This is a genomic window from Cupriavidus sp. GW822-FHT02D05, assembly GCF_058802485.1.
Genome location: NZ_JBXAOE010000024.1, coordinates 25,660 through 52,164 on the forward strand (window position 1 = coordinate 25,660; position 26,505 = coordinate 52,164).

Here is a 26,505-nt window from a genome sequence, read left to right on the forward strand (position 1 = left end):
TAGACAGGCAAGCAGATAGGCCGGCAAGAATACAGACAAGAATACAGACAAGACTCGCATGTTAAATATCCTGGCGATCATCGCGCCGATCTACATCCTCATTCTGATCGGATTCGCGACGACCCGCGCCGGGCTGTTTGCCAAGGCCGACATGCGCGTGTTCGGGAAGTTCGTGATCAACCTGGCATTGCCGGCGCTGCTATTGCGCGCGCTGTCGCAACGCCAGGTTGGCGAGATTCTCAACGTCAGCTACCTGCTTGCCTATTGCATCGGATCGTGGGCGGTGATCGGCCTGGGCTATGCCTGGTGCCGCCGCGTCAGCCGGCTGAATCCGGCCACCAGCGCGTTCTATGCGATGGGCATGTCGTGCTCGAACAGCGGGTTCATCGGCTATCCCATCCTCCTGTTGACGCTGGCGCCGGTAGCGGGCGTTTCGCTCGCGCTCAACATGGTGGTGGAAAACCTGCTGGTGATTCCTTTCCTGCTCTTCATGGCGGAGCGCAAACCGGGCAGCACGGGCGGGTGGCAAACGTTAGGCAAAGCGCTGGCCCGGCTGATCTGCAACCCGCTGATCCTTGGCTTGCTCGCGGGGCTGGCGGTGTCGGTGCTTGGCTTGACATTGCCCGCGCCGGTCACGCGTACCGTCGATACGCTGGCAACCGCCTGCAGTGCGCTCTCCCTGTTTGTCATCGGCGGCACGCTGGTCGGACTGCCCATGGGCGGGCTCGGCTCGCGGATTGTGCCCATTGTCGTGGGCAAGCTGGTGCTGCATCCGTTGTGCGTATTGCTGGCGATCACGATGCTGCCGATGCTCGGGCTGCCTGAGATCGACCGCTCGCTTAGCGCAGCGGCCGTGCTGATGGCGGCCATGCCCATGATGGGCATCTACGCCACCCTGGGCCAGGCCTACGGGCAGGAGGATTTCAGCGCTGTGACCTTGCTGATCACAACCATCGCTTCCTTCTTCACGCTGAGCGCGTTGCTCTTTTTGCTCGGTGCATTTCACGCGCTCCCCTGACAGGCTTGCCGGGCGCGGCGAGTCTCACAATACCCGCATGATCGAGATCGCCGTATCCTGCAGCACCCGCAGCACCCGCTCCAGCGCCTGCTCCGCGCTCTCGTCCCCGATCTGCATATTCACGCTGAGCGCGGCGATCACCTTCCCATGGCGATCCCGCAGCGGCACCGCCACCCCCCGCACGCCGATCTGCAACTGCTGCTCGACCAAGGCATAACCCTGGGCGCCGGCACGGCGGATTTCCGCCATCAGCCGATCCTGCTGCATGATTGTGTACGGCGTGTAAGGCGTGAGCACGCAGCCTTCCAGCCAGGCCTTGACCTTATCCTCCGGCTCGGACGCCAGCATCATCACGCCGGCTGACGCCAGCGGCGCCGGCACGCGCGCGCCTAGCACGAAGCCTGTGTTCATCACCCGGCTGGTGCCGGTGCGGCAGATAAACACCAGTTCCCAGTCGTCCAGCACGCTCAGGTAAGCCGGCTCGCCAACGGCGGCGGTGATCTGCTGCAGGAAAGGCTGCACGGTGCGCGGCAGGCGCGCGGAGTCGAAGTACGACCACCCGACCTTGAGCACGCGCGGGGTGAGGCTGAACAAGGTGCCATCGCTGGTGGTGTAGCCCAGATGCTCCAGCGTGAGCAGGTAACGCCGCGCCGCGGTGCGCGTGAGACCGGTGAGCTGGGCCGCCTGCGTGGGTGTCAGGCGTGGGTGGTCGTTATCGAATGCCTCCAGGATGGCCAGGCCCTTCTCCAGCCCGGCAATCCAGTCCCGACGGCTCAATGGTTCTTTATCCATAGCGAAAACCCTAATCCCGAGCGCCAGTCGCTCGCATACGCGCGATTGTCGCACGCCTACGCGCGAATTGCGCTTGTTGTCACCTACGATCAGTCCTAATCTTGCCCTACACGAAGCACGCAGGATCTGACATGGACACCACAATCTGGCGCCACCCGAAATCAATCGCCACCGTATCGCTCTCCGGGACGCTTCCTGAAAAACTTGAGGCCGCCGCCGCGGCCGGCTTCGATGGGGTCGAGATCTTCGAGAACGACCTGCTGAACTTCGACGGCTCGCCAGCCGACGTGCGCCGCATCGCGGCCGACCTCGGCCTGGCCATCATGCTGTACCAGCCCTTGCGCGATTTCGAGGCCATGCCGGATGCGATCCGCGAGCGCAACATGGCACGGGCTGAGCGCAAGTTCGACGTGATGGAAGAGCTCGGCGCGCGCATGGTGCTGGTCTGCAGCAATGTGCAAGAGATCGCCATCGACGATCCCGCGCGCGCGGCGGCCGACCTGCGCGCCATGGCCGAGGCTGCGGCGAAACGCGGACTGTCGGTAGCCTACGAGGCGCTGGCCTGGGGCCGACACACCCGGCGCTGGCGCCAGGCGTGGGAAATCGTGCGGCAGGCCGACCACCCCGCGCTGGGCCTGGTGCTGGATAGCTTTCACACGCTTGCGCTTGGCGACACGCTCGAAGGCATCGGCGAAGTGCCAGCGCAAAAGCTCTTCTTCATGCAACTGGCCGACGCGCCGCGAATGAGCATGGACGTGCTGTCGTGGAGCCGGCATTACCGCAATTTCCCCGGGCAGGGCGATCTGGCCGTCACCGAGTTTGCGCGCGCGGCAATGGACGCGGGCTATCGCGGACCGCTCTCGCTGGAGATCTTCAATGACGAATTCCGCGCGGCGCCCGCGCGCCTGACCGCGCTCGATGGGCTGCGCTCGCTGATCTGGCTCGAGTCCGAGGCGGGCGGCCCGCCCCTGCCGGCGCCGCCGCGCTTCGGCGGCGTGGACTTCCTGGAGTTCGCGGTGGACTACGTGACCGGGCGCGAGCTGGGCGCGCGCCTGCGCTCGCTGGGCTTTGGCCATGCGGGCCGCCACCGCTCCAAGGCGGTGGAGCTGTACCGGCAGGGCGGCGTCAACATCATCCTCAATGCCGAGCAGGACAGCGCCGCGGCCGAGCACTTCCAGCTGCACGGCCCCTCCGTGTGCGCGCTGGGCCTGAAGGTGGACGATGCCCAACGCGCCGTCACGCGTGCCCGGACCCTGTTGTGCAAGGAGTGGCGCGAGCGCATCGGCCCGCACGAGCGCCGCATTCCGGCATTGCGCGCGCCCGACGGCATGCTGTTCTACCTGATCGACGAACAGGGATCGGACCGCAGCATCTACGAAAGCGACTTCGTGCTGGAACCTGGCGGCGCCGACAGCGCGGGCGCGGGGCTGATGGCCATCGACCATATCGCCCAGGCGCTGCCGCCGCACAGGCTCGACAGCTTCGTGCTGTTCTACAAGACGGTGTTCGGCCTGCAGGCGCAGGCGCTGCACGAAATCGCCGATCCCTATGGGCTGGTCAAGAGCCGCGCCATGGTCAGCGCGGAACAGAGCCTGCGGATTCCGCTCAATGTCTCGGAAAGCAGCCGCACCGCAACCGGCCGGTTCATCACCGCCTACGCGGGCTCGGGCATCCACCACATCGCATTCCGTACGCCGGATCTGTGCGCGACGCTGGCGCAAGTCGCGCCAGCCGAGGCCGCCATGCTCCACGTGCCGGACAACTACTACGACGATGTCGGCGCCCGGCTCGGGCTGGACGATGCGGCACTAGAACGCCTGAGGCAACACCAGTTGCTATACGACCGGGATGGCGGTGGTGAATTCCTGCACGCGTACACCGAGCCCTTCCACGACCGCTTCTTCTTCGAGCTGGTGCAGCGCGATGGCTACCTAGGCTTCGGCGCGGCCAACGCCTCGCTGCGCATGGCCGCGCAAGCCCTGGCCAGCCGCAACCGCCAGGGTCGTCCGGCCTGAAGCCGCCAGCGTCATCCCTTATTGGAGCCTCACATTGGAGCCTCACATGCAAGATCCCTGCATCATCTCAGTCGCCATCACGGGCTCGGTGCCCCGCAAGAAAGACAATCCCGCCATCCCGATCTCGGTCGCCGAGCAGATCGAGAGCACGCACCAGAGCTTCGAGGCAGGCGCCACGCTGGTGCATCTGCATGTGCGCGACGAAGCCGGCAATTCCAGCTCGGACCCGGCGCGCTTCGCCGAGCTGCAGGAGGGCATCCGCAAGCATTGCCCGGGCATGATCGTGCAGTTCTCCACCGGCGGGCGCGGACGCGCCATGGAGCAGCGCGGCGCCATGCTCGACCTGCGCCCGGACATGGCCTCGCTGGCCACGGGCTCGGTCAACTTCCCCACCACCGTCTACGAGAACCCGCCCGACTTCGTACGCGCGCTGGCCAAGGCCATGCGCGACTACCACATCAAGCCCGAAATCGAGATCTTCGACCTGGCGATGCTCTACAACACGGCGGACCTGGTCAAGGAGGGCTTGCTGCTGCCACCGGTGCATGTGCAATTTGTGTTCGGCATCAAGAATGCGCTGCCGGCGCGCAAGGACATCCTCGAATTCCAGGTGGCGCAACTGGGCAAGGTACTGCCCGGCGCGACCTGGACCGCGGCGGGCATTGGCCGGCACCAGCTGGAGGTCAATCACTGGACGCTCCAGCTCGGCGGCCACTGCCGCACCGGCCTGGAAGACAATGTGCGCTGGGACAAGGACACACTGGCCGCCAGCAACGCGCAGTTGGTGGGCCGGGTGGCGGCGCTGTGCGCGCAGTACGGCCGCGCCGTGGCCACGCCGCAAGAGGCCCGCCAGCTGCTCGGCCTGGCATGAGCTTTTTACCGCCCCCGTTTTGATCGCCACGCATCTCGTGCTACCGTAGAGAAGACCGGATCCGGAGCCGAAAACGGCTCAACGCAAACTTGGATTTCGATAACCTCTTCTTCGTGGGCTTCATGGGCGCCGGCAAGACCACCATCGGCAGGACGGTGGCGCGCCGGCTCGGGCTGCCTTTTTTCGATTCCGACCACGAAATCGAGGCGCGTTGCGGCGTGCGGATACCCACCATCTTCGAGCTGGAAGGCGAGGAAGGCTTTCGCGAACGCGAAAGCCGGGTGCTGGATGAGCTCAGCCAGCGCCGCGGCATCGTGATGGCCACCGGCGGCGGCGCCGTGCTGCGCCCGGAAAACCGCGAGATGCTGCGCTCGCGCGGCTGCGTGATCTACCTGTGCGCCTCGCCCGCCGAGCTGTGGCACCGCACGCGGCGCAACCGCAACCGCCCTTTGCTGCAGGTCGCCAACCCGCGCGCCACGCTGGAAGCGCTGTTCCAGGTGCGCGACCCGCTGTATCGCGAGACCGCGCACCTGATCATGCCCCCGCATGGCGACAGCGTGGCGAATGCCGCCGGCCGCGTGCTGGAGCGCCTGGGCTTGAGCGAGCGGGTTCTGCCGCCTCCGGTCGATCCCTGAAGCCGCCCCTGGTGCCGCGTGCCGGCAACAGCACTATTGCCCATTACCGCCGCCTCAGTGCTGCATGCCCCAGCGGCGCACGGTCACACGCTCCAGCGTCCTGAACACCAGGTTCTCCACCAGCAGGCCGATCAGGATCACCATGGCCAGGCCGGCGAAGACGCGGTCGGTGTACAGCTCATTGCGGTTCTGGAAGATGTACCAGCCCAGCCCGCCCTTGCCCGACGATGCGCCAAACACCAGCTCCGCCGCGATCAGCGTGCGCCAGGCAAAGGCCCAGCCTATCTTCAGCCCGGACAGGATGGCCGGCAGCGCGGCGGGCACCAGGATCAGCAGCACATAGCGCAGCCCACGCAGGCCATAGTTGCGCCCGGCCATGCGCAAGGTGGCCGGCACCCCGCGAAAACCCGCATAGGTATTGAGCGCCAGCGGCCAAAGCACCGAATGGATCAGCACGAACACCAGGCTCTTGCTGCCAAGGCCAAACCACAGCAGTGCCAGCGGCAGCAGCGCGATGGCCGGCAGCGGGTTGAACATGGAGGTGAGCGTGTCCAGCACGTCGCGCCCCAGTTCGGTGGACACCGCCAGCGTGGTCAGCACGAAGGCCAGCACGATGCCGCCGGCATAGCCTTGCAACAGCACCGACATGGAGATGCCGGCCTTGGTCAGCAGCTCGCCATTGCCGATGCCTTCGGCAAAGGCGCGTGCGGTGGCGAGAAAGCTCGGCAACAGCAGGTCGTTGTCCTGCACGCGCGCGATGATTTCCCACAGGCAGGCCAGCACCACCAGGATCAGCGCCTTGCGCAGCCAGCCCTGCTGCCACAGGCGTTGCGGCCAGGGCAAGGCGCGCGCCACCGGCAAGGCAGTGAAGGGCTCGAGCTTGCACTCGTATTCGGCGCGGACCACCGTGGTGGCGGAAAAAGATGTCGTGCTCGTGTGCGTGCTCGTCATGGTCGATCCTGGCAGGGACTCAGCGCGCCTGCGCGGTGCGCGCCGGCGACGGCGCCGGGTGCGGCGCTTCGTCGAACAGCAGATGGTGGATGCGTTGCGCGGTCGCCTGGAACTCCGCCCCGCCCTGGCTGGCCAGGTCGAACTGGTGGCTGTTGAGCTCGGCGCGCACGCGTCCCGGATGCGGCGACAGCAGCAGGATGCGGCTGCCCACCACCAGCGCCTCTTCGATCGAATGCGTGACAAACAGCAGCGTGAAGGCGGCGTCGTGCCACAGCGCCAGCAACTCCTCCTGCATGCGCCGGCGCGTAAGCGCATCCAGCGCGGCAAAGGGCTCGTCCATCAGTAGCACCTTGGGGCGCATCGCCAGCGCGCGGGCAATCGCCACGCGCTGCTTCATGCCGCCCGACAGGGTATGCGGATAGGCATCGGCAAAGTTGGCCAGCCCCACCTTGCCGAGGAAATGCGACGCGCATTCGGACGCCTCGCGGCGCGACATGCCGCGCGACTGCATGAGCGGGAACATCACGTTCTGCCGCACCGTCTTCCAGGGCGGCAACTGGTCGAACTCCTGGAACACCACGATGCGGTCGGCGCCGGGCGCGCTGACAGGCGCGCCCTCGATCCGGATCTCGCCCTCGCACGGCGCAACGAAGCCCGCCACGGCCTTGAGCAAGGTCGACTTGCCGCAGCCCGATGGGCCGAGCAGCACAAAGCGATCGGCCGCATGGACGTCGAAGCTGACCTGATGGGTGGCGCGCACCACGCGCTCGGGGGTGCGGTATTCCAGCGAGACGCCGTCGACCTGCAACAGCGGCGCGGGGGCAGCGCGCGCGGAAACCACGCGTAGCGGGGAAGGTTGCGCGGTCATGTCAGCTGCCCTGCGCGGTGACCGGATCCTGGAAGAAATAATCCTGCCAGGATTTTGGCTGGTTGCGGATGGCGCCCACCCGGTGCATGAACTCGGCCAGCGCAAAGGTGTTCTGCGGCGCGACCTTGAACTGCACCTGCGGGTTCTTCAGGATCTTGACCAGCAGCGCGCGATCGATCTTGGCCTTGTTGACGCGAATATACAGATCGGCGGCGGCTTCCGGATTGGCGGTGGCGAACCTGGCCGCCTCGGCCAGTGCATCGACAAAGGCGCGGTAGGTCTTGGGGTTGTCGTTGCGGAATTTCTCGGTGGCATAGAGCACCGTGGCCGAGCTGGGGCCGCCCAGCACGTCATACGAGTTCAGCACGATGCGCGCATTGGGATTGCCGGCCAGCTCCTGCTCCTGGAACGGCGGGTTGCCGAAATGGCCGCTGATCTCGGTACCACCGGCGATGATGGCCGCAGCCGCATCGGGATGCGGCACCGCCACCGTCCACTTGTCCAGCCGGTTGAACTCCTTGTCGCCCCATTGCTTGGCCGCAGCCAGTTGCAGCACGCGCGACTGCACCGATACCGATACCGCGGGCAGCGCGATGCGGTCCTTGTCGGTGAAGTCGGCGATGGTCTTGACCTTGGGATTGTTGCTGACCAGGTAGTAAGGGAAATTGCCCAGCGATGCCACGCCCTTCACGTTCTGCTTGCCGTGCGTGCGGTCCCACACCGTCAGCAAGGGGCCCACGCCCGCGCCGGCGATATCGATGGCGCCGGACAGCAGCGCATCGTTGACGGCGGCGCCGCCGGAGAGCTGGGTCCATTCCACCTTGACGTCCACGCCCTGCTGCTTGCCTTGCTTCTCGATCAGTTGCTGGTCGCGCGCCACGTTGAGCAGCAGGTAGACCACGCCGAATTGCTCGGCGATGCGGATCTTCCCTTCCGCGTGGGCCGCGCCCGTGGCCGCCATGCCGGCGGCGAGCGTCAGCGCGACGACGCCACGCGGCCAGCGGGCGGAGAAAAGACGGGAACGTAGCAGGGACATGCGAGACTCCGGAGGATATTGCGGATACTGCGGATACTGCGGATACGGTGGATACGGTGAATTCGATAGAGCGCAGGGCGGGCCAAGCCACCCCGCCGCGCGCGACGCATGCCGCTCAGGCGGGCAGATCGCCTTCGATGGTCGTGCGGTACATCACGCGGCGCATGGCCTGCGGGCAGCCTGCTGCCAGATGCAACAGCGCGCGGTTGTCCCAGAACACCAGGTCATGCTCCTGCCAGGCGTGGCGGTAGATATGCTCGGGCTTGACGCTATGCGCGAACAGCTGCGCCAGCAGGTCGCGGCTTTCGTCTTCGGGCAGCCCCTTGATGCGCGTGGTGAAATGCTCGCTGACGAACAGCGCGCGCCGGCCGGTCTCCGGGTGCGTGCGCACCACCGGCTGCAGCACGGGGGCCACCTGCGCGATCTGCTCGGGCGTCAGGTTGGGACGCCATGGGCTGCGCTGTTGCAGCTCGGCGTATTTGGCCAGGTAGGTGTGCTCGGCTTTGCGCCCATCCACCTTCGCCTTGAGATGCGCGGGCAGCGTTTCCCAGGCCAGGTGCATGTTGGCGAACAAGGTGTCGCCGCCCTCGGCCGGCAATTCCTGGGCATGCAGCAGCGAGCCCAGGCTGGGCTTTTCCTTGTATGAGAGATCGGAATGCCAGAAATGCCCGGCATCGCCCAGCCCGATCGGCTTGCCGTCCTTGAGCACGTTGGAGACGATCAGGATCTCGGGGTGGTTGGCAAGCTGGAACTGGTGCAGCACATGGATCTGCAGCGGGCCAAAGCGGCGGCTGAACGCGAGCTGCTGCGCTGGCGTAATGCGCTGATCACGGAAGACCACCACTTGGTAGTCCAGATGCGCGCGGTGGATGCGGGCGAAGTCTTCCGCGGACAACGGCTCGGCCAGGTCCAGGCCAACGATCTCGGCGCCCAGCGGCGCATCAAAGGGGCGGATCTCGAACCGGGCGTTGCCGGCGAAAGCAGCGGGCGCGGTGGCACGGGAAGTTGAGGCCGGGTGGGTTCCAATCGTCATGACAGGCTCTTAGGCGGGGGACCGAAAGTACGTAGCGAAACGCGCGCAGCACCGCACCTGGCTGTTCAAGGCAATAGGCAGGCCTGCACCGCTTGTTCTTAAGCTTTGCACTGTAGTGACCTCGGATTGGAGCGGTCAACGAATGTAATCGCTGCCGCTTATTCGCTTATCGCATATGGGCGTCTCGCGTGATTTCAGCGTAGTCTCAACGTGCCGGTGCGCCACAGCTGCGGCGGCACGGCACGTTCGCCGTATCGGGCCGCGCGTCCGCGACGAAGCCATCGCGATTCGGCATGCGCACCTGCGGCAACGTGCGCGCATCCAGCACGGCATCCGCCGGCACGATGCCGTTCAGGTGCAGCAGATACGCGGTGACGGCATAGACCTCATCCGCCTTGAGGCTCTGCGGCGCGTTGTATGGCATGGCCCGGTTGATGAAATCGAACACCGTCGTCGCATACGGCCAGAAGCTGCCGATGGTCTTCAACGGCGCCTTGGCATTCACGCCACCGCCTTTCAGGCTGCCGTGCCCGCCGACCAGCGCATCGGCCGGCTTGCCTTCTCCTTTCAAGCCGTGGCATGCGGCGCACTGGTTCTCGTAGACCTGCTTGCCAAGCGTCACGCTGCCGCTGCCTGGCGGCAGCCCGGCGCCATCTGGCGTGACATCGATGTTCCAGGCGGCGAGATCGCGCTCGCTGGCCAGCAAGCCAATGCCGTAGGTTTGCGCCTGTGCCTGCGCGCAGACCGCGGCCATCGCCAGCGCGGCGGCGGCAATGTGGGTACGGTGGGATTCAAGCGCGCGCATTGGCAATGCTCCCGTCGGCGCTGACGCGCCAGGCTTGTATGGCGTTGTAGTGATAGGTGGACTCATAGCCACGCGCGGCCACCAACTGGTCCGGCAAGGGCTGCACATTGCCCGCCTCGTCGATGGCGCGGCTTTGCAGCACGGCCGGGCCGCCCTCCCAGCGCCATGGCAGGCGAAAGCGCGTGAGCGCGCGGTCCAGCACGGGATCCTGCAACTGCGCCTCGCGCCAGTTGCGCCCGCCATCCACCGACACCTCCACGCACCGGATGCGGCCGTAGCCAGACCAGGCGAGGCCGGAGATTTCGTAAAAGCCCTTGTCGCGCAGCCGGTGGTCCGGCGCGGGAAAGGTGATCACGGACTTCACGTCCATCATGAAGGTGAACTGGCGCGCGCTGCCGTCCGGCAATGAGTCCGTGTACTTGGATGTCTCTTCGCGCGTCATGAAGGGCGCGCGGCCGAGCTTGAGCCGGCGCAGCCACTTGATGCTCATATTGCCCTCGAAGCCCGGCAGGAACAGCCGCAGCGGGTAGCCGTGCTCGGGCCGCAGCATCTCGCCGTTCTGCGCGTAGACCAGCAGCGCGTCTTCCATCGCCTTGGCCATCGGCACGCTGCGCGTCATGGTGGCGGAATCAGCGCCCTCGGCCAGCAGCCAGGCGGCTTCGGGGCGCACGCCCACCTCCTCCAGCACGACGGAAAGGGGCACGCCCGTCCATTCGCAGCACGACAGCAAGCCGTGGCTGATCTGCACCGAAGTGGCGCTGGGCGCGCGCCATTCGCGCCCGGTATTGCCTGAGCACTCCAGGAAGTGGATGCGCGAGACCGATGGCAAGCGCACCAGGTCGTCCATGGTGAAGATCCGCGGGCGCTCCACCAGGCCATGCACAGCGAGGCGGTGCTGCGCCGGATTGATCTGCGGGATGCCGGCGTGGTGGCGCTCGAACACCAGGCCCGTGGGCGTGATGATGCCGCGCAGATCCTGCAGCGGCGTCATGGAGGAGTTCGCGCCGGGCATCGGCGCAGGGCCGCGGTTGCGCCGGATCACGTTCTTCTCGAACGCGGAGGGCTGGCCGTAGGCGTGCCACAGCACCGGCTCGCCGGGCGTGCGGGTCCAGGGCGGCACCGTCAGTACTTCGGCCCGCGCGGGGGCGGGCGCACCGGCGGCGAGCGCCACGCCACCCAGACCCGCGCCCTGGCGCAGGAAGCGGCGCCGGCCGGGCTGCGGCTGCCCGTTCCTTTCGTTGTTGCTGGTCATTGGCTCAGCCCTTGTGCGTTCGGCACATAGCGAAAATGGCGCACTCTATGCCAGCGCGCCGCCTCACGGAACGAAGGAAAGCGCATGCCCATATGCGTTGCCGCGTCGCCATCGCCATCTGTGGTGCATATGCGCGCAGGCCATATCCAAAAGCAGAAACATTCGTTCTGCTGTGCCGATGGCGCCGCGTATCTTGAGAGCCGTTGGTGGAATTCTCCCCACGAGCACAAGACACAGGACCACATCCAAGATGGCAATCACGCGACGAACCCTCCTCAAACGCCTTGCCGTGTCCGGCCTGGGTGCCGCCGCATCCGCCAGCCCGCTGAGCGCATTCAGCGCCAGCGGCGGCGCCAGGCCCGACGTGATCCGCATTGGCGTGGCGCAGCCGGCCACCGGCACGCCGCCCACTTTCGCGGGCAGCTCCATGGCCATCGCGCATGCGCGCGGCTGGCTGGAGGAAGCGTTCAAGCCGTCAGGCACGCGCATCGAATGGCTGTTCTTCAAGGGCGCGGGGCCGGCCGTGAATGAAGCCATCAGCACCAACCAGCTCGATTTTGCGATGCAGGGCGACCTGCCCGCCATCGTGGCGCGCGCCGCCGGTCTCAAGACACGGCTGGTGCTGGCCACGGGCGTGCGCACCAATATCTATATCGGCGTGCCGCCCGACTCCCCGCTCAAGACGGTGGCGGACCTGCGCGGCAAGCGCGTGTCGCTGTTCAAGGGCACCAATATGCATCTGCCGGCATTGCGCCTGCTTGAGGCCAACGGCCTGGCCGAGAAGGACCTGCGCTTGCTGAACCTGGACACTGCCGGCTACCTGGCCGCGCTCACCACGCGGGATATCGACGGCGCCATCGGCGCCATGGATATCCTGCGCCTGCGCGACAAGGGCGCGGTGCGCATCCTGTACTCCAGCAAGAACCAGTCGCCGATCTACACGCGCCAGAGCCATGTGCTGGTGACCGATGCGTTCGCCAGCAAGTACCCCGAAGCCACCCAGCAACTGGTCAAGACCGCGGTGCAGGCCGCACGCTGGGCCTCCGACGAAAAGAACCGCGAAGACGTGCTGCGTACCTGGGCGCGCGCCGGCACGCCCTACGAGCACTGGAAAGAAGACTACGAAGGTGAACCGCTGCGCGTGCGGCTGAACCCGAACTTCGACCCCTTCCTGGTGACCCGCTACAAGGACGCCACCGAGCAGGCGTACCGCCTGCGGCTCTCACGCGCGAAGTTCGACGTGGACCAGTGGATCGACCCGAGCTTCCTGAAGGCCGCGCTGAACGACCTGAGCCTGCAGAGCTACTGGCCGGTCTACCAGCCCAACGGCAAGATCCTCGGAGCCTGACGCGATGGCAGCCAACGATACCCTGACGCTGCCGGGTGCGGCGGGCACCGCCCCCGCGCAACGCGGCAAGCGGTTGCACGGCTGGCGGCCCACCCGGCAGCATGCCGCGTGGCTGCTGGCCTGGCCGGTGCCGCTGACGCTGCTGCTGGTCTGGTACGTGGCGGCGCGTTTCGCGTGGATTCCGCCGCAGGTGCTGCCCGCCCCCGACACCGTCTGGCACACGCTCACCGAGCTGTACCAAAGCGGCGAGCTGCAGGCCAACCTGGCCGTCAGCGCATTGCGCGTGGCGCTCGGCTTTGCGCTGGGCCTGGCCGGCGGGCTGGCGCTGGGCGTGGCGATGGGCCTGTCGCCCAGCTTCCGCGATTACGTCTACCCCACCTTCAAGGCCTTCAGCCAGGTGCCCGTGCTGGGCTGGCTGCCGCTGCTGATGCTGCTGGTCGGCATTGACGAAGCGCTCAAGATCATCCTGATTGCCAAGGCCTCACTGGTACCGATCGCGCTCAATACCTACAAGGGCATCCAGAACGTGCCCACGCGCTATATCGAGGTGGCGCGGGTGCTGCGCTTCACGCGTTGGCAACTGCTGTCGCGGGTGGTGTTTCCCGCCGCCGCCGCGCCGATCTGGAGCGGCATCCGCTACGGCCTGACGCACGCGTGGCTGGCGCTGGTGGTGGTGGAGCTGCTGGCCTCCTCCGAAGGGCTGGGCTACATGATCGTGTACGGCCGGCAGCTGTTCCAGCTCGACATGGTGATTGCGGCGGTGATCGTGGTGGGCGCGGTGGGCTTCGCGCTGGACAAGGTGCTGGCGCTGGCCGAGCGCGCGGTATTGCGCTGGCGCAAGCCGGGGCTCTGAGTTGCGGCGCAAATCAACAGCAAAGGAAAACAACATGGCCGATGCCTCCGCGACGCTGGTAACGAAATCCGGCAACCCGCGCTCCCTGCGCCTCCCGCGCGCGTTGCGCGGCTGGGTACTTCCTATCGGCCTGATCATCCTGTGGTGGGCCGCGGTGCGTTTTGGCTGGAGCACGTCGCCGCTGCTGGTGCCGGTGTCCAAGGTCTGGGCCACGGCGGTAGAGCAGGTGCGCAGCGGCGCGCTGTTTGTCGCGCTGTCGGCCAGCCTGTGGCGTGACGTTGCCGGCTTCGCGCTGGGTGCCAGCGTGGGCCTGTTGTTTGGCACCGCGCTGGGGCTGTCGCGGCTGTTCGAGCAACTGGTGGGGCCGACGTTCCACACCATCAAGCAGATCTCGCTGTTCGCCTGGATCCCGCTGATCTCGGTCTGGTTCGGGCTGGGCGACACCGCCAAGGTGGTGTTCCTATCGCTCGCGGCTTTCTTCCCCGTGGTGCTCAACACCTTCGAGGGGATCCGCGCCGTGCCCGCCGATCTGCTGGAAGTGGCCAACGTACTGAAGTATTCGCGCCGGCAGGTGCTACTGCGCGTGGTGCTGCCGTCGGCCTCGCCGTCGATCTTCGCCGGCATCCACCTGGCACTGATCTACGCCTGGCTGGCCACGCTCGGCGCCGAGTACATGCTGGTGTCCGGCAAGGGCATCGGCAACACCCTGACCGATGGCCGCGAGAATTTCTGGATGGACCTGGTGATCTTCGGCGTGATCGTGGTCGGGTTGGTCGGCTCTACGCTGAACTGGATCGCCAGCCGTATCGAGAGCCGCCTGCTGGCGTGGCGCGGGCGCTCAGTCGCCGCCTTCTGATCCTGAACCCATTGCTTCTGAACCCGTTGCTTCTGAACCCATCCCGGAGACCTGTCATGGCCCGAGCCGGCACGCTCGATATCGCGCACCTGCGCAAGCAATATGAAGTCAAGGGCGAGCCCCTGCCCGTCCTCGAAGACATCACGCTGTCCATCGCGCCCGGCGAGTTCGTCAGCATCGTCGGCGCCAGCGGCTGCGGCAAATCGACCTTGCTGCGGCTGGTGGTGGGGCTGGAGGAGGACTACAAGGGCGAGATCCTGCTCGACGGCAAGCGCGTGGTGGGCACCAGCCTGGACCGCGGCATCGTGTTCCAGGAGCACCGGCTGTTCCCGTGGCTGACGGTGGAGCAGAACATCCGCACGGCGCTGCTCAACGCCAACCTGACCGAGACCGAGAAGCGCCGCACGGTGCGCGAGCATATCGCGCTGGTGGGGCTGGCCGGCTTCGAGACCGCGTTCCCCCACCAGCTATCGGGCGGCATGTCCCAGCGCGTGGCCATTGCCCGCGCGCTGGTCACGCGCCCGGAGATCCTGCTGCTCGACGAGCCTTTCGGCGCGCTCGACGCCCTGACCCGCGCTTACCTGCAGCAGGAGCTGCACCGCATCTGGCAGGCCGAGGGCATCACCATGATCCTGGTCACGCACGATGTCGAAGAAGCCATCTACCTGGGCGATCGCGTGGTGGTGATGGAGCCGCGGCCCGGGCGCATCCGGCGCATCCTGCCGGTGCCGCTGGCCCATCCGCGCGACCGCGCCGCGCTGGGCTTCGCACGCGTCAAGGACGACGTGCTGCAGGAATTCACCGGGCGCCCGGCCGATCTCGCGGAAGCGCCCATCAAGCGCGAACCCGATCCGGAAACCACCGACCGGCTGCCACCCCATATCCAGTTCGCGATCTGAATCGCGCCCCTCGCCCACAGGAGAATCCCAGATGACCCAGCAGCAAGCCACAGCACAAGTCAGGCTAGACATCCACCCGGTAGCCGGGCGCATCGGCGCCGAGATCCGCGGCATCAAGCTGGCGCCGGACCTCGACGCCACCACGTTCGGCGCCGTGCGCGCTGCGCTGCTGCGCCACAAGGTGCTGTTCTTGCGCGATCAGGACCACCTGGACGACAAAGCCCAGGAAGGCTTTGCCAGCCTGTTCGGCACGCCCGTGCCCCACCCCACCGTGCCCTCGCGCGACGGCACGCGGTTCCTGCTCGAACTCGATTCCGAGCACGGCGGCCGCGCCAACTCCTGGCATACCGATGTGACCTTCGACCTGGCCTACCCGCAGGTGTCCGTGCTGCGCGGCGTGGTCATTCCCGCCGCCGGCGGCGACACCGTATGGGCCAATACGGCGGCAGCCTACCAGGATCTGCCCGAGGCGCTGCGCGAACTGGCCGACCGCCTGTGGGCGCTGCATACCAACGACTACGATTACGCCGCCACCCGCAACACGGTCAGCACCGAAGCCATCAAGCGCTACCGCGAGGTCTTCACCGCCGCCATTTACGAGACCGAGCATCCGGTGGTGCGCGTGCACCCGGAAACCGGCGAGCGCACGCTGGTGCTGGGGCATTTCGTGAAGAAGCTGCTTGGCTACTCGTCCTCCGACTCGCAGCATCTGGTCTCCGTACTCCAAGACCACGTCCATCGCCTTGAGAACACGGTGCGCTGGCGCTGGCGCGCCAACGACGTGGCGATCTGGGACAACCGCGCCACCCAGCACTACGCCATCAACGACTACGGCGATGCGAAACGCGTGGTACGCCGGGTGACCATCGCGGGCGATGTGCCGGTCAGCGTGGACGGACGCCGCAGCGTATCGGTGAAGTCCGCCGCGCCCAAGCAAGCCGAGCCGGCCAACCACGCGGCGCCGGCGCGCGCCGCCGCATAAGGGAGCCGCAGATGAGCCAACCCGCACAGAAGCGCCAGCTCAAGCTCGGCGCCTTCCTGCAAGCCACCGGCCACCATGTGGCCGGCTGGCGCCACCCCGGCGCGCAGGCCGACGCCGGGCAGAATCTTGCGCACTATGTGCGGCTGGCGCAAAGCGCCGAGGCCGCGCAGTTCGATACGATCTTTCTCGCCGACGGCGTCGCAATCCGCGCGCTTGACGACGCCACCCTGCCCCGCACGGCGCGCGCCGCCAGCTTCGAGCCGCTGACACTGCTCTCGGCCCTGGCCGCGGTGACCGAGCGCATCGGCCTGGTGGCCACCGTCTCCACCACCTACAACGAGCCCTTTCACGTCGCGCGCAAATTCGCCTCGCTCGATCACCTGAGCGGCGGCCGCGCCGGCTGGAATGTGGTGACGTCGTGGTCCGACGCCGAGGCGCGCAACTTCAGCCTGGACAAGCACCCCGAGCACGCTGACCGCTACGCGCGCGCCGAGGAATTCGTGGATGTGGTGACGGGGCTTTGGGACACCTGGGAAGACGACGCATTCCTCTACGACAAGGAAAGCGGCCTGCATTTCGCGGCCAACAAGCTGCACGCACTGGATCACCACGGCAAGCATTTCCAGGTGCGCGGGCCGCTCAACGTGTCACGCCCGCCACAAGGCCATCCGGTAATCGTGCAGGCGGGCTCGTCCGAGGCCGGACAGGAACTGGCGGCGCGCACGGCGGAGGTCATCTTTACCGCGCAGCAGTCGCTGGAGGATGCCCAGGCCTTTTACCAGGGCCTGAAAGGCCGGCTGGCGCGCTATGGCCGCACACCCGACCAGCTCAAGATCATGCCGGGCGTGTTCCCCGTGATCGGGCGCAGCGAGGCCGAAGCGAAGGAGAAATTCGAGGCGCTGCAAAGCCTGATCCATCCGGCCGTGGGGCTGGCCCTGCTGTCGCAGAACCTCGGCGGCGTGGATCTCTCCGGCTACCCGCTCGACGGGCCGCTGCCCGACGACCTGCCCGAGCCCAACGGCGCCAAGAGCCGTTTCCAGCTGGTGACCGGGCTAGCCCGGCGCGAGGGACTGACCATTCGCCAGCTCTACCTGCGCGTGGCTACCGCGCGCGGGCACTGGTCCATTCATGGCACCGCCGAGAGCATCGCCGATCAGCTGCAGGCCTGGTTTGAAGGCGGCGCCGCCGACGGCTTCAACATCATGCCGCCATGGCTGCCGGGCGGCCTCGACGACTTCATCGAACTGGTGCTGCCGGAGCTGCGCCGGCGCGGGCTGTTTCGCGAGCGCTACGCGGGCAGCACCTTGCGCGAGCACCTGGGCCTGGCGCGGCCGGCGCATCCGCGCGCGTTTGGCGACACGCGGCAGGTGGCCTGACGGGCCAGGCATTGCCTTGCGAAGAAGCAAGGGTTGCCAGTTGGCCCGTCCGAGGCGACAGGGCTGCGCAAGCACAGCCATGCTTGCATGGTCAGAACACGTGTTTCATCCCGACCATGGCACCAAGCTGGCTACCGCCGGGTGCGGGATTGGTGCCCGTTCCCGCATTGCTGACGGACAGCGCCAGGTTGCCGCCGTTGTTGATGAAGCCGGCCGTGCCGTAGACGGACGTGCGCTTGGTGAAGGCATAGACGCCGCGCGCCGCGAATAGCCATGCCTTGTCCGCGCTGTTGTGATAGCGCAGGTTGAACACCTCGCCGTCGACGCTGAAGGCCGGCGTCACCTGATACGTCACGCCGCCGTAGAACATGTCGCTCACGGGGGCCGGGCTGGCCCTGTTGTCCCGGCGTAGCCAGCCCAGGCCGATCTTGGTGTCCCGGTTGACCAGTACATAGCCGTTGATGGACAGGCGGTCATCCGTCAGGCTGCTGCGGTTCAGCCCGGCGAAGGCACCCGGGCCGCCGCGCAGCGAATCGTAGGCGGCTGCCACACTCCAGGTCGCGGTGTCGTACTTGAGCATCGCGGACCACTCCCGACAGGCGCGCTGGTCCGCTGGATTCTCCCCGGCGCAGTTGGTGCCCGAGGGGCTCGGGCCCGCGTTGACCGTATCGCGGCCGAAACTGTAGGTGGCGCCGGCGGTCAGGCCGCCGAAGGTACCCTTGTACGAGATGGCATTGTCCGTGCGTGCATTGGGCAGGTAGCTATCCAGCGAGCCCGATCCGAAGGCGTTCGGCCCCAGGATGTCGGGATCGGCCATGGCCCAGAACAGCATGGTGTACTGCCGTCCCAGCGCGACCTGCCCCCAGTTCCCCGCCAGGCCCACCAGCGCCTGGCGGCCGAACAGGCGTCCACCCTGGTTGCTGGCGCCGCTATCGGGCCCGAACCCGGACTCCAGCCAGAAGATTGCCTTCATGCCGCCGCCCAGGTCCTCGGTGCCGCGCAAGCCCCAGCGCGACGGCACCGTGCCAGTCAGGTTCGGCATGCGCAAGACATTGTCCTTCGCCGCGCCGATATGGGAGATGTACTCCACGCCCGTATCCACCACCCCATAAGCCGTCACGTTCTGCGCCGCGGCAACCACCGGGATCGCTGCCGCGATGGCTGCGACCATATGTCCAAGTTTCATTGTCATCCTCCCGTTTCTTCTAAGATTTGGGGCAAGCCGGGGGCCTGCCGCCCAATGTCGGCACGCTATTGCGCGTTCTATGTGGTACCGCTCAGTGCGCGGCGATACGTACCGCTTGTCCGTCGGCGGCCGGGGACCGGCCAAGCAAGCCGACGCTGGCGATGGCTACCAGCAGCGGCAGCGCGAAGACGTAGTACAGGTTTGAGGTGGGCCAGCCCGCGTCGACCAGCGCGCCGGCGACCAGCGGGGCCAGCACCGCGCCGAAGCGGCCCATGCCGATCGACCAGCCCATGCCCGTGGTGCGGTTTTGCGCCGGATAGAGAATGGGCGCGTAGGCGTACAAGCCGACCATGCAGCCGAAGATGCCGCCACCGATGAACAGGGCCAGCACGAACGCCACCGACAAGGTATTGGCGTACATGCCGAATGCCACCAGCAACAAGGCGGTCAGGACAAAGCAGCTCCACAGCAGCGGCTTGAGCCCGATGCGCGCGGCAAGGAAACCGAACAACGTGCCGCCCACGATGCCACCGACGTTGAGCAGCACGCCGCCGGTAATCCCCTGCTGCGCCGACATGCCGGCCGCCACCAGCAGCTTCGGCGTCCAGCTCAGGACAAAGTAAAAGCTGAACATCACCAGGAAGAACGAAGTCCAGATCATCAGCGTCTGCATGGCGAGGCGACCGCCAAACAAGCTGCGAACCCCGCCCTGGGCTGGCGTCTGCGCGGCGGCGCGCGCCGGCATTTCGGTAATGCGTTCGCGCCCCATGCCGGCGAGAAGCTTGTTGAGCTTGTCGACCGCGCCGGCCGGGCGCCTGGCGATCAGGAAGTCCAGCGATTCAGGCAAGCGTGCCAGCACGACCGGGATCATGGCCAGCGTGACCAGCCCGCCAAAAACGAAGACGCTGCGCCAGCCGTAGTGCAGCAACAGCACGCCGGCGATGGCGCCGCCAATCGTGGCGCCCACCGGATAACCGGTGGCCTGCAGCACGATCGCGGTGCTGCGCCACTTGTCGGAGGCGTATTCGCCCGTAATGACGTTGATGCTGGCCAGCATGCCGCCGATGCCCAGCCCGGTGATCGCCCGCATGGCCGCCAGTTGGGTCACGCTCTGCGCGAAGGCAGAACAAAGCATGCCCGCCGAGATCGTCACCAGGCAGAGCAGGATGACGGGGCGGCGCCCGAGCCGGTCGGCCCAGGGCGCCAGGAACAGCGATCCCGCCGCCATGCCGAACAGCCCGGCACTGAGCAGGACGCCAATCTCCTTGCCGCTCAGGTGCCAGTCGGCCGAGATATGCGAGGCGGTAAACGCCATCGCCAGTACGTCAAAGCCGTCGAGCATATTGAGCACGATGCAGATCGCTACCGCCATGATCTGGAACCGGCTCATCTCGCCCTGGTTGATGGTTTCCCTGATGTCGAGCTTCATTGTCTACCTCCATGGTTTTATTTTGATTTACCCGGCCGATCCGATCGATCTGGATTGACGGCAACTACAAATCCAGCACCAGCAAACCCGTCCGGGCGCGCGAGCAGCACGGCAGGAACTGATCGTTGGCGGCGCGTTCCTCATCGGTCAGATAGGCATCGCGATGGTCCGGCTCGCCCGCCAGCACGCGCGTCAGGCAGGTCCCGCACACGCCCTGCTCGCAGGAGGTCTGGATCTCCACGCCATTGGCCGACAGCGCCTGCACCACCGTCTGTTCCGGCTCGACATCGATCACCAGTCCGCTGCTCTGGACCTTCACCTGGAACGCCCCGGCGACGGCGCCCGGCACCTCGGGCGCGGCGAAGTATTCGCGGTGGAGATTCGCCTCCGGCCAGCCGGCCTCCTTCGCCCGGCGCAGCACCGCATCCATGAAGCCGGCGGGGCCGCACACATAGAGATGCGTCCGTGCGCCGGGGGCGACGAGCAAGCGTGGCAGGTCAGCCCGATGGCCCGGCGGCTCGTCGAAATAGAAATGCGTGCGGTCCCGGAGATCCTCGTGCGCAAGGCGTTCGCGGAACGCCGTATGCGCCGCCGAGCGGGTGCAGTAGTGCAACTCGAACGAGGCGCCGGATTGCGCAAGGCGCTGCGCCATGGCGAGGATCGGCGTGACGCCGATGCCGCCGGCGAGCAGGATCGAATGCGCGGCGCCGGCGGCCAGGGGAAAGTGGTTCTTCGGCTCGCTGATGTCCAGCGTGGCGCCGACTGCCAGCGCGTGCATGGCCACCGACCCGCCCCGGGAGGCGGGGTCGCGCAGCACGCCGATCTGGTAGCGATGGGTCTCGGCGGGGTCGTTGCACAGGGAGTACTGACGCACCAGTCCCGGCGCGATCCGTACGTCGATATGCGCGCCCGCGGTGAATGCCGGCAGGGTGCCGCCGTGCGGCGCGACCAGCTCGAACACGGCGATGCCCGACGCCGCGTCGGCCTTGCTTGCGATCCTGACCTGCATCACGCGCCCTCCGCCTGCCCGGCCTGTTCCTGCTGCAGCAGGCGATCCAGAATCCGCCGCGCCTGGACGCCGCCGGCATCGATGTTCAGCTTGAGCAGCTTGCGCTCGGGATTGGCCAGGATATTGCGCTGCTGTGCCTCCAGCATTTCCAGGTCTTCGGCGAAGATCTTGCCCTGCCCTTCGCGGATGGTTTCGGTCAGTTGCGCGTCGTCTGCCTTGAAGTTGCGCGCCATGCCCCAGAAGTACCAGATCGAGGTCTCGGCTTCCGGCGTGATGAAGTCCACCACGATGCTCGACGCCTTGTGCTGCGGCTCGGCGTGATACCCGCCCTTGCCCGCGTGCGCCACGCCCACCTCGATCATGACGTGGCTTGGCGGCGTGAAGCGGCAGATCTGCCAGCGGTCGCAAGGCACATCGTGCGCAAGGCCATTGCCGCGCAACGCCGCGGCCCAGAACGGCGGCGGCATGATGCCCTCCATATGCCGGCCGGTCACGACCATGTCGCCTTCGACCTTGGTGGCCGGTGCCGACTCTTCGATCTCGGCCTGCCCGATGCTGGAGGCATGGACGTAGGTCTCATGGGTCAGGTCCATGAGGTTGTCGATCATCAGCCGGTAGTCGCAATGGATGTGATACAGCCCGCCGCCGTGGGCCCAGTCCGCGCTCACCGCCCACTCCAGATGCGGGATCGCACCCGCATCGGCCAGCGCGGCGTCGCCAGGCCAGACCCAGACAAAACCGTAACGCTCGACGGCCGGATAACTGCGGATCGACGGAAACCCGCCGACGCGCTGCCCGGCCATCCTGGCGCATTTGCCGTCGCGGCCCATGGTCAGGCCGTGGTAGCCGCAGACCAGTTGCCCGTCGCGGACAAAACCCAGCGAAAGCGGCGCGCCACGGTGCGGGCAAAAGTCCTCCAGCGCGGCGACGTTGCCGTCCTCGCCCCGGAACAGCACCATTTTTTCATTGCAGATCGTGCGGCCAAGCGGCTTTCCCGCGAGTTCGTCCGGCGTGCAGGCCACGTACCAGGTGTTTTTCAGAAACATAGCGATCCCCTCCCTGGCGCCCGAGCGCGCCAAGGTTCAGTGACTTACGAAAGTGGATTAGGTCAGGCCGGGCGGCCTGCGCGGCGAATCAGGCTGCCGCCGAGCACCTGCGACATCGCCTGCTGGTTCTGCATGGCGATCTTGAGGTTGCGGTTGGCGATGCGGCTGTGTTCACGCATCAGCGCTTCGGCGCGGGCGCCCTCGCGCAGCTCGATCGCCTCGACCACCGAGCGGTGCTGCGCCTGCGCAAGCAGCAGCATTTCGCGCGCGCTTTCATCGATGGACTGGACCATCACGAAGGCGCTGGCGGAGGCGAACGGGATATTCATCACTTTCTCGATCTGCCGTGCAACCAGGGGGCTGCCGGCCGCCTCAGCCAACAACTGGTGGAAGCGCGCGTTGAGATCGACGTAAGCAGAGAACTTGACCGCGGTCAGCTCGCCGGTGAGCGCCGTGTCGATTTGCGTGATGCAGTCGCGCAAGCCGCTCAGGATGGTCTGGCCGACGCCACGCTCCGCGGCAAGCCGTGCCGCCATGCCTTCCATCGTGCCCCGCAGTTCGATCGCATCGCTGATTTCACTTTCGGCGAAGGAACGGACCGCAAAGCCGCCGGATGGGATGGGCTCGACCAGGCCTTCTTCCTGCAACCGGATCAACGCGGCCCGGATCGGGGTGCGGGAGACGCCGAGGCGCTCAACCACCCACAGTTCGGAGATACGGGCGCCCGGCGCGAGATCGCCGCCGAGGATCAGCTCCCGCAATCCGAGCAGGGCCCGGACCGCCTGGGAAGCGCTGGCGCCGGCTTTGCTGTCGCTGAGATTGTCGTTGTCGTTGTCGGTCTGCATGATGCGCTGTCTCTCATTGTGGGGGCGAGCGTGTCCGGTGATGCAAGATGGCCGCTGTTGAATACAGAGTGTATCCACAAGAAACTGACCAGGCAATGTGAAAGCTGAAAACCGAGGGTAAACGTCGATAAAACGCGAAGAACCAGAGAGTAACGAGAAGACAGGCAGCGTATTTCGGGGGAATACTCGACCACATAGAACATGTTGTATACAACTAAGAATCAAGGCCTGGCGGGGCAAAAACCCACTGCCCGCGATGCCAGAAACACATGTTCCGCTGCCGCACAAACAAAAACGACCCGGGCGCTCACGCGACCGGGTCGTCTTGTCACATCGTTTGCGTGACGCGGTTCGACAGAAAGCCGAACCGCGCTTAGCCACCCTTCACGCTCAATGCACCATCATATTGGCGTTCATGTTGTGCATGATCCACAGCGAGCCCGCCACCACGATCAGCAGGATCAGCGCGGTGAAGGCCAGGGCCATCACGTTCCAGCGCTGCTCCGACGAGCTGTCCAGGTGCAGGAAATAGATCAGGTGCACGACGATCTGCACGACCGCCAGGCCCAGGATCACGGCCAGCGTGGTCGAGGCTTCCAGCGTGCCGCCCATCACCAGCTTGAACGGGATGACGGTCAGGATCACCGCCAGCACGAAGCCGATCACATACGACTTGACGCTGCCATGGCTGGCGCCTGCGGACGTGGTGCCGTGCCCGTCGTGGGCGCGGTGAGCGCCGGCGGCAGAGACGTTGCTATGTTCCATTACATCGCTCCCATCAGGTAGACCACGGTGAACACGCCGATCCAGACGATGTCCAGAAAGTGCCAGAACAAGGCGAAGCAGGCCAGGCGCTTGGTCATGGTCGGGGTCAGGCCCTTGCGGGAGATCTGCCACATCAGCACAGCCATCCACAGCAGGCCGCTCGCCACGTGCAGGCCGTGGGTGCCGACCAGCGTGAAGAACGACGACAGGAAGGCGCTGCGCTCGGGGCCGGCGCCCTCGGCGATCATGTGATGGAACTCGTTGATTTCCATGCCGATGAACGCCACGCCCAGCAAGAACGTGATGCCAAGCCAGAACTGCAGGCGGGCACGCTGGCCGTTATGCAGGGAGATCATTGCCATGCCCGAGGTCAAGCTGCTGAACAACAGCAGGAAGGTCTCGACCAGGACGTAGTTCAGCTCGAACAACTCCTTGCCCGACGGGCCGCCTGCCACTTCGCCACGCAGCACCGCGAACGCGGCGAACAACCCGGCGAAGATGATGCAGTCGCTCATCAGGTACACCCAGAAACCAAACACCGTGTTGGCGCTGGTGTCGTGATGGGCGTGATCGTGCGAATGATCGTGCGAGTGGGCATGCGCCTGGGCGGCGCCATGCGCGGGATAACGCTGTAGGACTTCAGTCGTCATGGTTCAGGCCTGTGACGCAATGCGCTGGAAATGGCTCGTTTCGACCGCCTTGACTTCGTGCGCGGGCACGTAGTAGTCGATGTGGTCGTCGTTGCTGCGGAAGATAAAGCTGACGATCATGCCAACCAGGCCTACCGCCGCCAGCCACCAGATATGCCAGGTCAGGGCAAAGCCCAGCGCCAGGCTGAAGGCACCGATGTAGAAGCCGGCGCCGGTGTTCTTCGGCATGTGGATCTGCTCGTAGTGCGCTTGTTGCTGCGGCACTTCACCACGCGCCTTCATGTCGGCGAACGCGTCCAGGTCACGCACCACCGGGGTATGCGCGAAGTTGTAGAACGGCGGCGGCGACGAAGTTGCCCACTCCAGCGTACGGCCACCCCAGGGGTCGCCCGTCACGTCGAGGAGTTCCTTGCGGCGGCGCACGCTGACCACGATCTGCAGGATCTGGAACAGGATGCCCAGGCCAACAAACGCGGCGCCGAGCACGGCCACGTACAGGTACGGGTTCCACGCCGGATTGTCGGTGTGGTTCAGGCGACGGGTCATGCCCATGAAGCCCAGCGCGTACAGCGGCATGAAGGCCAGGTAGAAACCGATGATCCAGCACCAGAACGCGTACTTGCCCAGGCGCTCGTCGAGCTTGAAGCCGAAGGCCTTCGGGAACCAGTAGGTAATGCCGGCGATGTAGCCGAACAGCACGCCACCGATGATCACGTTGTGGAAGTGGGCGATCAGGAACAGGCTGTTGTGCAGCACGAAGTCAGCCGCCGGCACTGCCATCAGCACGCCGGTCATGCCGCCGATCACGAAGGTGACCATGAAGCCCAGCGTCCACAGCACGGGCGTGGTCATCTGCACACGGCCGCGGTACATGGTGAACAGCCAGTTGAAGATCTTCACCCCGGTCGGGATGGAGATGATCATGGTGGTGATGCCGAAGAACGCATTCACGTTGGCGCCGGAGCCCATCGTGAAGAAGTGGTGCAGCCAGACCAGGAACGACAGCACCATGATGGCGCAGGTCGCGTAGACCATGCCCTTGTAGCCGAACAGCTTCTTGCCGGAGAACGTCGAGATGATTTCCGAGAAGATGCCGAATGCCGGCAGGATCAGGATGTACACCTCGGGGTGGCCCCAGATCCAGATCAGGTTCACGTACATCATGGCGTTGCCGCCCATTTCGTTCGTGAAGAAGTGCATGCCCAGGTAGCGGTCAAGGCCCAGCAGGCCCAGCGTGACGGTCAGCACCGGGAAAGCGGCGATGATCAGCACGTTGGTGCACAGCGCGGTCCAGGTGAACACCGGCATGCGCATCAGGGTCATGCCCGGGGCGCGCATCTTGAGGATGGTCACCAGGAAGTTGACGCCGGTCAGCAAGGTGCCCAGGCCCGAGATCTGCAAGCTCCAGAGGTAGTAGTCCACCCCCACGCCAGGGCTGTACGCAATGCCGGACAACGGCGGATAGGCCAGCCAGCCGGTGCGCGCGAACTCGCCAACGCCCAGCGAGACGTTGACCAGCATCGCGCCGGCAACGAACAGCCAGAAGCTCAGCGTGTTGAGGAACGGGAAGGCCACGTCGCGCGCGCCGATCTGCAGCGGCACGACCAGGTTCATCAGGCCCGTCATCAGCGGCATCGCCACGAAGAAGATCATGATCACGCCGTGGGCGGTGAAGATCTGGTCGTAGTGCTCAGGCGGCAGGATGCCCGGCGAGCCGTTGGTGGACAACGCCAGCTGGGTACGCATCATGATGGCGTCGGCAAAGCCGCGCAGCAGCATGATCAGCGCAACCACGGAATACATGATGCCGATCTTCTTGTGGTCGACCGAGGTGAACCAGTCGTTCCACAGCCATTTCCACTTGCCGAAATAGGTGATCAGCGCGCATAGCGCCACGCCACCCAGCGCCACCATCGTCAACGTGCCCATGATGATGGGCTCGTGGAACGGGATGGCATCCAAACTCAATTTGCCAAACATCTCTA

General features: G+C 66.1%; 25 protein-coding genes. 10 read left to right on the top strand and 15 right to left on the bottom strand.

What is annotated here, in order from left to right; genetic code table 11:
- Nucleotides 1–58 precede the first annotated feature (58 nt).
- Nucleotides 59–1,018 (top strand): AEC family transporter, encoded by a 960-nt coding sequence (locus AC1RQK_RS28015; protein ID WP_492375137.1) that lies wholly within the window; start codon nucleotides 59–61, stop codon nucleotides 1,016–1,018.
- Nucleotides 1,019–1,042: 24 nt separating this feature from the next.
- On the opposite strand, the gene AC1RQK_RS28020 is transcribed toward AC1RQK_RS28015, so the two are convergent.
- Nucleotides 1,043–1,810 (bottom strand): IclR family transcriptional regulator domain-containing protein, encoded by a 768-nt coding sequence (locus AC1RQK_RS28020; protein WP_309404875.1) that lies wholly within the window; start codon nucleotides 1,808–1,810, stop codon nucleotides 1,043–1,045.
- A 131-nt stretch (nucleotides 1,811–1,941) separates the two neighbouring features.
- On the opposite strand from AC1RQK_RS28020, the gene AC1RQK_RS28025 reads away from it, so the two are divergent.
- The 3 genes from AC1RQK_RS28025 to AC1RQK_RS28035 all read left to right on the top strand — a co-directional run bounded on the left by AC1RQK_RS28025 (nucleotide 1,942) and on the right by AC1RQK_RS28035 (nucleotide 5,331).
- The gene (locus tag AC1RQK_RS28025; protein WP_492375136.1) at nucleotides 1,942–3,825 is read left to right on the top strand and encodes a bifunctional sugar phosphate isomerase/epimerase/4-hydroxyphenylpyruvate dioxygenase family protein; all 1,884 of its coding nucleotides are present in this window, start codon (nucleotides 1,942–1,944) and stop codon (nucleotides 3,823–3,825) included.
- A 46-nt stretch (nucleotides 3,826–3,871) separates the two neighbouring features.
- Nucleotides 3,872–4,696: a 3-oxoadipate:acetyl-CoA acetyltransferase gene (locus AC1RQK_RS28030; RefSeq protein WP_492375135.1), complete on the top strand. Its 825-nt coding sequence runs from the start codon at nucleotides 3,872–3,874 to the stop codon at nucleotides 4,694–4,696.
- Nucleotides 4,697–4,785: 89 nt separating this feature from the next.
- Entirely contained in the window at nucleotides 4,786–5,331 is a 546-nt protein-coding gene (locus AC1RQK_RS28035) for a shikimate kinase (protein WP_150987212.1), read from the top strand.
- Nucleotides 5,332–5,385: 54 nt separating this feature from the next.
- On the opposite strand, the gene AC1RQK_RS28040 is transcribed toward AC1RQK_RS28035, so the two are convergent.
- The 6 genes from AC1RQK_RS28040 to soxC all read right to left on the bottom strand — a co-directional run bounded on the left by AC1RQK_RS28040 (nucleotide 5,386) and on the right by soxC (nucleotide 11,276).
- Complete coding sequence (locus tag AC1RQK_RS28040; protein WP_492812457.1) at nucleotides 5,386–6,282, bottom strand: ABC transporter permease; 897 nt, start codon at nucleotides 6,280–6,282, stop codon at nucleotides 5,386–5,388.
- A gap of 19 nt (nucleotides 6,283–6,301) precedes the next feature.
- Nucleotides 6,302–7,150, bottom strand: a complete 849-nt coding sequence (locus AC1RQK_RS28045; RefSeq protein ID WP_492375133.1) for an ABC transporter ATP-binding protein — start codon at nucleotides 7,148–7,150, stop codon at nucleotides 6,302–6,304.
- 1 nt (nucleotide 7,151) lies between these two features.
- A complete protein-coding gene (locus AC1RQK_RS28050; protein ID WP_370563885.1) occupies nucleotides 7,152–8,186 on the bottom strand; it encodes an ABC transporter substrate-binding protein in 1,035 nt (344 codons plus the stop codon).
- A gap of 115 nt (nucleotides 8,187–8,301) precedes the next feature.
- Nucleotides 8,302–9,219 (bottom strand): TauD/TfdA dioxygenase family protein, encoded by a 918-nt coding sequence (locus AC1RQK_RS28055; protein ID WP_492812460.1) that lies wholly within the window; start codon nucleotides 9,217–9,219, stop codon nucleotides 8,302–8,304.
- Nucleotides 9,220–9,424: 205 nt separating this feature from the next.
- A complete protein-coding gene (locus AC1RQK_RS28060) occupies nucleotides 9,425–10,024 on the bottom strand; it encodes a c-type cytochrome (protein WP_492812462.1) in 600 nt (199 codons plus the stop codon).
- The gene (soxC, locus tag AC1RQK_RS28065; protein WP_492812464.1) at nucleotides 10,011–11,276 is read right to left on the bottom strand and encodes a sulfite dehydrogenase; all 1,266 of its coding nucleotides are present in this window, start codon (nucleotides 11,274–11,276) and stop codon (nucleotides 10,011–10,013) included. Before soxC ends, AC1RQK_RS28060 begins: the two co-directional genes overlap by 14 nt.
- Before the next feature lie 250 nt (nucleotides 11,277–11,526).
- Here soxC and AC1RQK_RS28070 point away from each other — a divergent pair, with 250 nt between their 5' ends.
- Genes AC1RQK_RS28070 through AC1RQK_RS28095 form a run of 6 tightly spaced genes read left to right on the top strand, consistent with a single transcriptional unit; the run spans nucleotide 11,527 to nucleotide 17,590 of the window.
- Nucleotides 11,527–12,624 (top strand): ABC transporter substrate-binding protein, encoded by a 1,098-nt coding sequence (locus AC1RQK_RS28070; RefSeq protein WP_492812466.1) that lies wholly within the window; start codon nucleotides 11,527–11,529, stop codon nucleotides 12,622–12,624.
- 4 nt (nucleotides 12,625–12,628) lie between these two features.
- Entirely contained in the window at nucleotides 12,629–13,477 is an 849-nt protein-coding gene (locus AC1RQK_RS28075) for an ABC transporter permease (protein ID WP_492375128.1), read from the top strand.
- Nucleotides 13,478–13,511: 34 nt separating this feature from the next.
- The gene (locus tag AC1RQK_RS28080; RefSeq protein WP_492812469.1) at nucleotides 13,512–14,333 is read left to right on the top strand and encodes an ABC transporter permease; all 822 of its coding nucleotides are present in this window, start codon (nucleotides 13,512–13,514) and stop codon (nucleotides 14,331–14,333) included.
- A 56-nt stretch (nucleotides 14,334–14,389) separates the two neighbouring features.
- Nucleotides 14,390–15,232: an ABC transporter ATP-binding protein gene (locus tag AC1RQK_RS28085; RefSeq protein WP_492375126.1), complete on the top strand. Its 843-nt coding sequence runs from the start codon at nucleotides 14,390–14,392 to the stop codon at nucleotides 15,230–15,232.
- 31 nt (nucleotides 15,233–15,263) lie between these two features.
- Nucleotides 15,264–16,214 carry a TauD/TfdA dioxygenase family protein gene (locus AC1RQK_RS28090; RefSeq protein ID WP_492375125.1) on the top strand — a complete coding sequence of 317 codons (951 nt, stop codon included), beginning with the start codon at nucleotides 15,264–15,266 and terminating at the stop codon, nucleotides 16,212–16,214.
- A gap of 11 nt (nucleotides 16,215–16,225) precedes the next feature.
- A complete protein-coding gene (locus tag AC1RQK_RS28095) occupies nucleotides 16,226–17,590 on the top strand; it encodes an LLM class flavin-dependent oxidoreductase (protein WP_492812472.1) in 1,365 nt (454 codons plus the stop codon).
- 91 nt (nucleotides 17,591–17,681) lie between these two features.
- On the opposite strand, the gene AC1RQK_RS28100 is transcribed toward AC1RQK_RS28095, so the two are convergent.
- From AC1RQK_RS28100 to cyoB, 8 genes are all read right to left on the bottom strand, one after another.
- Nucleotides 17,682–18,776: a porin gene (locus tag AC1RQK_RS28100; protein WP_492812474.1), complete on the bottom strand. Its 1,095-nt coding sequence runs from the start codon at nucleotides 18,774–18,776 to the stop codon at nucleotides 17,682–17,684.
- A 91-nt stretch (nucleotides 18,777–18,867) separates the two neighbouring features.
- Nucleotides 18,868–20,205: an MFS transporter gene (locus tag AC1RQK_RS28105; protein WP_253931963.1), complete on the bottom strand. Its 1,338-nt coding sequence runs from the start codon at nucleotides 20,203–20,205 to the stop codon at nucleotides 18,868–18,870.
- Nucleotides 20,206–20,269: 64 nt separating this feature from the next.
- Nucleotides 20,270–21,214: a PDR/VanB family oxidoreductase gene (locus AC1RQK_RS28110; RefSeq protein WP_492812476.1), complete on the bottom strand. Its 945-nt coding sequence runs from the start codon at nucleotides 21,212–21,214 to the stop codon at nucleotides 20,270–20,272.
- Complete coding sequence (locus tag AC1RQK_RS28115; protein WP_492812478.1) at nucleotides 21,214–22,260, bottom strand: Rieske 2Fe-2S domain-containing protein; 1,047 nt, start codon at nucleotides 22,258–22,260, stop codon at nucleotides 21,214–21,216. The genes AC1RQK_RS28110 and AC1RQK_RS28115 overlap by 1 nt, the downstream gene beginning before the upstream one ends.
- Nucleotides 22,261–22,322: 62 nt before the next feature.
- Nucleotides 22,323–23,105: a GntR family transcriptional regulator gene (locus AC1RQK_RS28120; protein WP_043356066.1), complete on the bottom strand. Its 783-nt coding sequence runs from the start codon at nucleotides 23,103–23,105 to the stop codon at nucleotides 22,323–22,325.
- A gap of 390 nt (nucleotides 23,106–23,495) precedes the next feature.
- Nucleotides 23,496–23,870 (bottom strand): cytochrome o ubiquinol oxidase subunit IV, encoded by a 375-nt coding sequence (locus tag AC1RQK_RS28125; protein WP_150987177.1) that lies wholly within the window; start codon nucleotides 23,868–23,870, stop codon nucleotides 23,496–23,498.
- Nucleotides 23,870–24,520 (bottom strand): cytochrome o ubiquinol oxidase subunit III, encoded by a 651-nt coding sequence (gene cyoC / locus AC1RQK_RS28130; RefSeq protein ID WP_477133450.1) that lies wholly within the window; start codon nucleotides 24,518–24,520, stop codon nucleotides 23,870–23,872. Before cyoC ends, AC1RQK_RS28125 begins: the two co-directional genes overlap by 1 nt.
- A gap of 3 nt (nucleotides 24,521–24,523) precedes the next feature.
- Nucleotides 24,524–26,500, bottom strand: a complete 1,977-nt coding sequence (cyoB, locus tag AC1RQK_RS28135) for a cytochrome o ubiquinol oxidase subunit I (protein WP_492375119.1) — start codon at nucleotides 26,498–26,500, stop codon at nucleotides 24,524–24,526.
- Nucleotides 26,501–26,505 lie beyond the last annotated feature (5 nt).